The organism is Rhizobium leguminosarum bv. viciae, assembly GCF_012276115.1.
Taxonomy (GTDB): domain Bacteria; phylum Pseudomonadota; class Alphaproteobacteria; order Rhizobiales; family Rhizobiaceae; genus Rhizobium; species Rhizobium leguminosarum_T.
In genome coordinates this window covers 96,901-104,626 of record NZ_WIEU01000025.1, presented here as the reverse complement: position 1 = coordinate 104,626, position 7,726 = coordinate 96,901, and the positions used below count along the sequence as shown (strand labels likewise).

Here is a 7,726-nt window from a genome sequence, read left to right as displayed (position 1 = left end):
AGGGGTTTGGGGCGGGGTCTTTGTCCGGCGCGGACCGGGCAGAAAAACTAACGCCGCCCGGAGGCGGCGTTAGAATGTCGTGTGATAGGAAGAATCAGAACTCTTCCCAGCTCTGTTCGGCCGGAGCGGCATTGCCGCCGAAGGCGCGGGCGACCTTGGCGATCGCCCGGCGGGCGGGCGAAGCAACCGGCCTTTGCGGCTCGTTGCGGACGAGCGCCACAGGTGCCGGCGCATCATCCGACAGTTTGAAGCGGGCAATAAGGCGCACCAGGCCACCGGCTTCGGCTGAAAGCCTGTGCGTGGCGGCGGAGGTCTCTTCCACCATCGCGGCATTCTGCTGGGTCACCTGGTCCATCTGGTTGACGGCGGTATTGACTTCCTTGAGGCCGGTCGACTGCTCGGTCGCAGCGGTGGCGATCGAATGGATATGGTCGTTGATGGCGATGACGCGGGTGCCGATTTCGGCCAGCGCCTCGCCGGTCGCCTGGACCAGCTTGACGCCGACCTGCACTTCGTTGCCTGACTTAGTGATCAGCGCCTTGATGTCCTTGGCGGCCTTTGCCGAGCGCTGGGCGAGTTCGCGCACTTCCTGGGCGACCACCGCAAAACCCTTTCCGGCATCGCCGGCGCGGGCCGCCTCGACGCCGGCGTTCAGCGCCAGCAAGTTGGTCTGGAAGGCGATCTCGTCGATGACGTTGATGATCTGGCTGATTTCGCGCGAGGCCTGCTCGATGCGGCCCATGGCCTCGACGGCATTGCCCACGACGACGCCGGAGCGGCCGGCATTCTCCTTGGCTTCGGACACCATGATGGTGGCTTCATGCGCCCGCTCGGTGGAATTCTGGACGACGGCTGTAATCTCGTCGAGCGCTGCCGAGGTCTCTTCGAGGGCGGCTGCCTGCTGCTCGGTGCGCTTCGACAGGTCGTCGCTGGCATTGCGCAGCTCGGCGGTGTTGCCGTTCATCGCTTCTGTCGTCTCGCGCACTTCGCGCATCGTCGCCTGCAGGGTGACGAAGGTATTGTTGACGTTCTGCTGCAGCTCGGCGAAGGCGCCCTGGAAGTTGCCGCTCATCGTCTGGGTGAGATCGCCTTCGGCAAGGCTTGCGATGACGCGGCGGGTCTCGCCGATGCCGGCATCGACGCTCGATAGCAGCATGTTGATGTTGCCGGCGAACTGGTTGAGGTTGTCGTCCTCGTAGTCCTTGCTGATGCGGTGGCCGAAATCGCCGGCCGCAGCCGCAGCCACGACGACGGACATGCTCGACTGCAGGTCGTCGCTCTTGGCGCGCATCGCCGCCTCCTGGGCGTTCAGGCGCTTGACGGCCAGGCCGTTCGCTTTGAAGACCGCAACAGCTGCGGCCATCTCGCCGATTTCGTCCGGACGGCCGGCAAAGGGCACCTCGGCGTCGAAATTACCATTGGCGACTTCGTTGATCGCATGGGTGACGCGTTTGATCGGGCGGCTGAGATGGCTGGTGCCGATATAGAAGCCCATGCCGATGCCGACCGCAATGCCGATGCCGGTGATGCTGAGCACGAGCATCAGCACCCAAGAGCGGAAGCTCTCGATCTCGGCATTCACGGTCTCCAGCGCTGCCTTGTCGGTGGCGACGACGGCGTCGATTTCCGCCTGGAACGCCTTGCGGTTGGCGCGGTTGGCGTCGTTGTTGCCCTGTTGGCCGGCGGCTTCGGGGCCGACTTCCGTGCCGAGGCGGGCCGTTTCCGTGCGGAAGGTGCGGAATTCCGCGGCACGGGCGACGAGCTTGGCAAAATCGGCCTTCTGGCTCTCGGGAACGAGCGGCGCCCAGCCCGAGATGACCTTGTCGATCTCGTCGAGGCCGGCCATCAGCCCCTTGGCGAAGTTCGGCGTATCCTTGATCGTTTTGGCGGCATAGATGCCGCGCGCCTCCATGACCACCGCCGTGACGAAACGATTGAGGCGTTCGCCCGCATAGGCGCGGCTGGCGGCATGCTCATAAGCCGTCAGGTTGCGACTGTATTCGTGCATGGCGGACAACGCCGTTGCGCCGATCAGAAGTGCCACCGCGCCCATCACGCAAACCAGCAGGTTAATTTTGCCCCGGATCTTCAATGCAATGCTCCTAGCTACGCCACTGCCTGGAAAGCAAATTCCCAGTCGATGCATTGAATATCGGCGAAATTTATTAAAGTTAGATTTCTAATATTTACGATTGTGGCTTCGGAAGTGATCCATGCCGAATGCGGCGAGGACGCTTAAGCGCCTGAAAACCGGGGCTATCGATCTGCCTCGGCGAAATTTACAACCACTCGGGGCAGGGCCTAATTTATTAACACCAGAGTGCGAAAATACTTTCCGAGCCAGCAGCGCAGAGTGAAATTATCCAGCATAATTGACTTTTATGGGCTTCATCCTTATAAGCCCGCGCACGTCCGGTCACGCAAGCCTTTCATGGCCCGCCCGTTCGAAAAACAACGCTCCTTGCATTATGCAAATTCAAGAAGGGCCGCACTCCGCGGTGTTTAAAATAAATGAAGCGTACCTACCAACCATCCAAGCTTGTTCGCAAGCGTCGCCACGGTTTCCGTGCCCGCATGTCCACGAAGGGTGGCCGCAAGGTCATCGCAGCCCGCCGCGCGCAGGGCCGCAATCGTCTGTCGGCGTAAGCCGGGTTGCCCGGTAAAAGATGGCGGGCGAATTGACGATCAGTGAGAAGAAACACACTGTCGGGCGGCTGAAGAGCCGCCCGCAGTTTCTTGCCGTGCGCGAGGGCGAAAAACGCCGGGGCGGCTTCTTCCTTCTCGAAGTCCTCGACCGGAAGGAACCCGACAGCCAGGCACGCGTCGGTTTTACAGTCACCAAAAAACATGGCAACGCGGTCGAACGGAACCGTATGCGCCGCCGCCTGAAAGAGGCGGTGCGGCTTCATGCGGGGTTTGCAATGCAGCCCGGACACGACTATGTGGTTGTCGCGCGCAGGGACGTGCTTGACGCGTCCTTCCAGGAATTGGCCGCGGAACTGAAATCCCGCGTGGAAACCAGGCCGAAACACCGGCGCTCCGGAGACGGACGCCCCAGGAACGTATGATGGAAAACAACCGCAATTATTTCATTGCGATCGCTCTCTCGGTGCTGATCGTCCTCGGCTGGCAGTTTCTCTATATGAATCCGCGCATCGAGGCCCAGCGCAAGGCGCAGGAAGCCCAGAAGGCGCAGCAACAGACCGAGCAGGTGCAGCAGCCGGCAGCCGGCGGCGAGACGCCGGCCCAGCCGAGCGGTACGGCCCCTTCCGGCCAGGCAGCCGCGACAGCGACGCTCGAGCAGGCGCTGACAAAGACCCCGCGCGTCGCCATCGATACGCCGGCACTTTCCGGCTCTATCAACCTTGCCGGCGCCCGTCTCGACGATCTGAAGCTCAAGGGTTATCACGAGACCGTCGACGACTCGAGCCCGATCATCACGCTGTTCAGCCCGGCCGAGACCAAGGACGGCTATTTCACCGAACTCGGCTATATCGGCAGCGACGCGACAGGCGCCGTTCCGGGTGCCTCGACGCTCTGGACCGCGCCCGAGGGCGCCAAGCTCACCGAAAAGACGCCGGTGACGCTCTCCTACACCAATGACAAGGGCCTGACCTTCACCCGCACCATCTCCGTCGACGAACGCTACATGTTCACCGTCGCCGACAAGATCGAGAATACCGGCCAGGCGCCCGCATCGCTGTCTTCCTACGGCCGGGTGACGCGCTACAACAAGCCGACGACGCCCTCCGTCTACGTGCTGCATGAAGGCTTCATCGGCGTGATCGGCGACGGCCTGATCGAAACCAAATACAGCGCCGTCGAGGAGGAAGCCGTCACGCCGGCGAAATCCACCGGCGGCTGGCTTGGCATCACCGACAAATATTGGGCGGCGACGATCGTTCCACCGCAAAGTGCCGCCTATGAGGCGCGCTTCTCGCACTTTGCCGATGGCCAACCGCGCTATCAGGCCGATTACAAGGATGATGCCTTCACCGTTGCGCCGGGCCAATCGCTCGAGCTCAAGAACCTCGTCTTCGCCGGCGCCAAGGAAGTGCCTGTTATCGACGGTTATGAGGCCAGCTACTCGATCCCGAAGTTCGACCGGCTGATCGACTGGGGCTGGTTCTATTTCATCACCAAGCCGATGTTCAAGCTGATGGACTTCTTCTTCCGCTACTTCGGCAATTTCGGCGTGGCGATCCTGTGCACGACCATCGTCGTCAAGCTCCTGTTCTTCCCGCTCGCCAGCAAGCAGTACGCTTCGATGGCGAACATGAAGCGCATGCAGCCGAAGATGGAGGAGTTGAAGGCAAAATTCGGCGACGACCGCATGGGGCTGCAACAGGCGATGATGCAGCTCTACAAGGAAGAGAAGATCAATCCGATCGCCGGCTGCTGGCCGGTGGCGCTGCAGATCCCGATCTTTTTCTCGCTCTACAAAGTGATCTACATCACCATCGAAATGCGGCATGCACCCTTCTTCGGCTGGATCAAGGACCTTTCGGCGCCCGATCCGACGACGATCGTCAATCTGTTCGGCCTGCTGCCTTTCGAGGGGCCGGCGCTGCTGCACCTCGGCGTCTGGCCGCTGATCATGGGCGTCACCATGTTCGTGCAGATGCGCATGAACCCGACGCCGCCCGATCCGACACAGGCGATGATCTTCAACTGGATGCCGCTGGTGTTCATGTTCATGCTGGCAAGCTTCCCGGCCGGCTTGGTCATCTACTGGGCCTGGAACAACACGCTCTCGGTGGCGCAGCAGGGGCTGATCATGAAGCGCCACGGCGTCAAGGTCGAACTCTTCGACAATCTGAAGGGTCTGTTCCGACGAAAAGAAGCGCCGTCGAAATGACGCTTGCCAAGCCCCGCTCCGGCGGGGCTTTTCATTTCCGGGCGGCGGACGAAGGAAACAAGGCATGCCGCGCAGGCGCCCGTCAAAGCTTGACATCCGCCCACAAAACCACGAAGCCCGGTAAAAGACCGAACCCAGAGATTGCAGAACCCGCATGTCCGACATCGAAAAGCCGCTCTTCGGCCACCCATGGATCTTCATCCGCGGCGTGCCGTCCCTGAATTTCCTGCCGCCGGAAGGGCCGCTGGAAGTGGCTTTTGCCGGTCGCTCGAATGTCGGCAAGTCCTCGCTGATCAATGCGCTGGTCGGCCAGAAGGGCTTGGCGCGCACCTCGAACACGCCGGGACGCACGCAGGAACTGAACTATTTCGTTCCGGATGGTTATTCCGGCGAAGGCGGCGACCTGCCGCCGACGGCGATCGTCGACATGCCGGGCTATGGTTATGCGCAAGCACCGAAGGAGCAGGTCGACAAGTGGACCAAGCTCGTCTTCGATTATCTGCGCGGCCGCGCGACGCTGAAGCGCGTCTATGTGCTGATCGACAGCCGCCACGGCATCAAGAAGAACGACGACGACGTGCTTGATCTGCTCGACAAGGCCGCCGTCTCCTACCAGATCGTGCTGACCAAGACCGACAAGATCAAGGCGGCCGGTGTGCCGAAACTCATTGCCGAAACGGCGGAAAAGATCCGCAAGCGCCCGGCCGCCTATCCGGGCGTGCTGTCCACCTCGTCCGAAAAGGGCGATGGGCTGGACGAACTGCGCCAGGCGATCGCCGAAACCGTCGGCATCGCCCGCTGGAAATAGCTCTCTGGAAATAGAAGGGGCGCCCGGAAGAGCGCCCCAATGCGTCTGCCGATACGGGCGGGCTTACATTTTCGGCAACAGCACCTTGTCGACGACATGAATGACGCCGTTCGACTGCTTGACGTCGGCGATCGTCACATGGGAAACGCCGCCATTTTCGTCGGTCAGGGTGATCTTGCCCATGTTTTCCTTGGCTTTCAGCACGCAGCCGCCGACGGTCTTGATGTCGTGCTCGCCACCATCATCCTTGATCATCTTGGCAACGGTCTTGGCCATCGCATCGGCGGCAACGACGTGGCAGGTCAGAACCTTGGTCAGCGTCGCCTTGTTTTCCGGCTTCAGCAGCGTATCGACAGTGCCCTTCGGCAGGGCGGCGAAAGCGTCGTTGGTCGGCGCAAAGACGGTGAAGGGGCCCTTGCCCTCGAGCGTGCCGACGAGGCCTGCTGCCTTGACGGCGGCGACCAGCGTCGTGTGATCCTTGGAGTTCACGGCGTTCTCGATGATGTTCTTGCTGTCGAACATCGCAGCACCGCCAACCACCGGGTTCTTGGCGGCGGCAAAGGCGACGGCGGACATGGCAGTGGCGAGCGCGAAGCCGCGCAATACGGACTTGATCATGATTTTCTCCTCACCGGACACCATCCGCGGGCTTTATGCCTGAGCGTCGTCCGGACATTTCGAACTACGGAGAGCCGCGCCGAAGAGTTTCAGAAAGCCGAAGAGTTTCAGAAAGGAGACATGATTTATGGCCGGCACGATTACGGCCGGTGAGATTATGGCCGGTGCAGGGGGCCGCTTGCGATCACCGGACCAGTCGCCTGGCCGGTCGGCGAACCGCCGAAAGGTTCGAGGCTGACGGCAAGCGTTGCGCCATCGGCTATCATGCTGCGCAGTTCGGCGGGAATGACAAGTTCACCGCTTTCGCCCGGCTGGAAGACGCCGAGCGATCTCGTCATGCCGCTGCCCGGCACCAGCCAAAGTTCCAGCGACTTCTCCTCCGGCTTGCCGGCGGCGACCGGCACGATCTTCAGCCGGCCGCTCTGAAGCTCATAGGAGGCGAGAAGATTGATGGTGCTGTTCTGGCCCGAAAGCGAGGCTACCAGTGGTGCAGGCCCCTGCGGCTCCGGCACCACGCCGGAGGCGAAGATGACGGCGCTGGCGGCGACGACGATGCAGGCGAAGCTCAGCGAGCGCCAGAAAACGGCGGAATTCCAGAGCCCTTGCGAAAAGGAGGGGGGCTTCTGGCCATCGCCGAACAGCCGCGCCTCGATCTGCTTGAAGGTTTCCCGGTTCGGAGCAACGCCTTCGTACTCGTCGTTGAAGGCGGAGAGGTTGGTTTCCCAGCGGCTGACGATTGCAGCGAAGGGGCGGTCGTGGCGCATGCGCTCTTCCACCACCTGGCGATCCTGCAACGACAGGACGCCAAGCACATATTCGCCGGCGAGAACCTCGTCGCGGGAGCGGTCTCCCTTGCTTTTGTCGGGCGATGTCATCGTTCCATGCACTCTCTCAGTTTCAAGAGGCTGCGCCTAAGCCAGGTCCGCATCGTGTTCAGCGGGACACCAAACTGATCGGCCAGTTCCTGATAGCTCAGCCCTTCGACATAAGCCCGTTTCACCGCGACCGCACGATCAGCTTCCAACTCTTCCATGCAGGTGTCAATCCGCCTTCCTTCATCCTTGGTCACCGTCTGCATTTCCGGGCCGGGTCCGGCATCGGCAAGATCGTAGACCGTGTCCAATTCGTCGGCGACGGGCTTGCGCGCTCGCAGCGCATCGATCGACCGGTTGCGGGCAATTGCGGCCAGCCATGCCGAGGACGAACCCGAGGAGACGGAGAAGCTGCGAGCGCGTTGCCAGATGCTGATATAGACTTCCTGCAGGGCTTCTTCGGCTTCCGTGCGATCTTTCAGGATACGCAGGCAGATCGAGAAAAGTTTCGGTCCGGTCTGATTGTAGAGGGCCAGGAAAGCCCTGCGATCGCCGAGTGCGACGCGGCCGATCAGGTCTGCGATCTCATCGCCTTGCATGCCGTTCCTCATCTTAAGCTTGCCTGCGCCA

Annotated in this window: 8 protein-coding genes; 4 read left to right on the top strand and 4 right to left on the bottom strand. The window is 61.7% G+C overall.

Features of this window, described 5'->3' with window-relative positions; all coding sequences use genetic code 11:
* Positions 1 to 94: 94 nt before the first annotated feature.
* Entirely contained in the window at positions 95 to 2,092 is a 1,998-nt protein-coding gene (locus GFM02_RS30095; RefSeq protein ID WP_168273148.1) for a methyl-accepting chemotaxis protein, read from the bottom strand.
* Between the two features lie 419 nt (positions 2,093 to 2,511).
* On the opposite strand from GFM02_RS30095, the gene rpmH reads away from it, so the two are divergent.
* The 4 genes from rpmH to yihA all read left to right on the top strand — a co-directional run bounded on the left by rpmH (position 2,512) and on the right by yihA (position 5,666).
* A complete protein-coding gene (rpmH, locus tag GFM02_RS30090) occupies positions 2,512 to 2,646 on the top strand; it encodes a 50S ribosomal protein L34 (protein WP_003545006.1) in 135 nt (44 codons plus the stop codon).
* 20 nt (positions 2,647 to 2,666) lie between these two features.
* Positions 2,667 to 3,068 (top strand): ribonuclease P protein component, encoded by a 402-nt coding sequence (gene rnpA, locus GFM02_RS30085; protein WP_020048241.1) that lies wholly within the window; start codon positions 2,667 to 2,669, stop codon positions 3,066 to 3,068.
* Positions 3,068 to 4,858: a membrane protein insertase YidC gene (yidC, locus tag GFM02_RS30080; RefSeq protein ID WP_168323673.1), complete on the top strand. Its 1,791-nt coding sequence runs from the start codon at positions 3,068 to 3,070 to the stop codon at positions 4,856 to 4,858. Before rnpA ends, yidC begins: the two co-directional genes overlap by 1 nt.
* Before the next feature lie 154 nt (positions 4,859 to 5,012).
* Positions 5,013 to 5,666 (top strand): ribosome biogenesis GTP-binding protein YihA/YsxC, encoded by a 654-nt coding sequence (yihA, locus tag GFM02_RS30075; protein WP_020048239.1) that lies wholly within the window; start codon positions 5,013 to 5,015, stop codon positions 5,664 to 5,666.
* Positions 5,667 to 5,729: 63 nt separating this feature from the next.
* On the opposite strand, the gene GFM02_RS30070 is transcribed toward yihA, so the two are convergent.
* The 3 genes from GFM02_RS30070 to GFM02_RS30060 form a co-directional block, all read right to left on the bottom strand.
* On the bottom strand, positions 5,730 to 6,284 hold the full coding sequence (locus GFM02_RS30070) for a fasciclin domain-containing protein (RefSeq protein WP_168323672.1): 555 nt from the start codon (positions 6,282 to 6,284) through the stop codon (positions 5,730 to 5,732).
* Between the two features lie 155 nt (positions 6,285 to 6,439).
* The gene (locus tag GFM02_RS30065) at positions 6,440 to 7,159 is read right to left on the bottom strand and encodes an anti-sigma factor (protein WP_168323671.1); all 720 of its coding nucleotides are present in this window, start codon (positions 7,157 to 7,159) and stop codon (positions 6,440 to 6,442) included.
* The gene (locus GFM02_RS30060; RefSeq protein WP_168323670.1) at positions 7,156 to 7,695 is read right to left on the bottom strand and encodes a sigma-70 family RNA polymerase sigma factor; all 540 of its coding nucleotides are present in this window, start codon (positions 7,693 to 7,695) and stop codon (positions 7,156 to 7,158) included. The genes GFM02_RS30065 and GFM02_RS30060 overlap by 4 nt, the downstream gene beginning before the upstream one ends.
* Between the last annotated feature and the right edge of the window lie 31 nt (positions 7,696 to 7,726).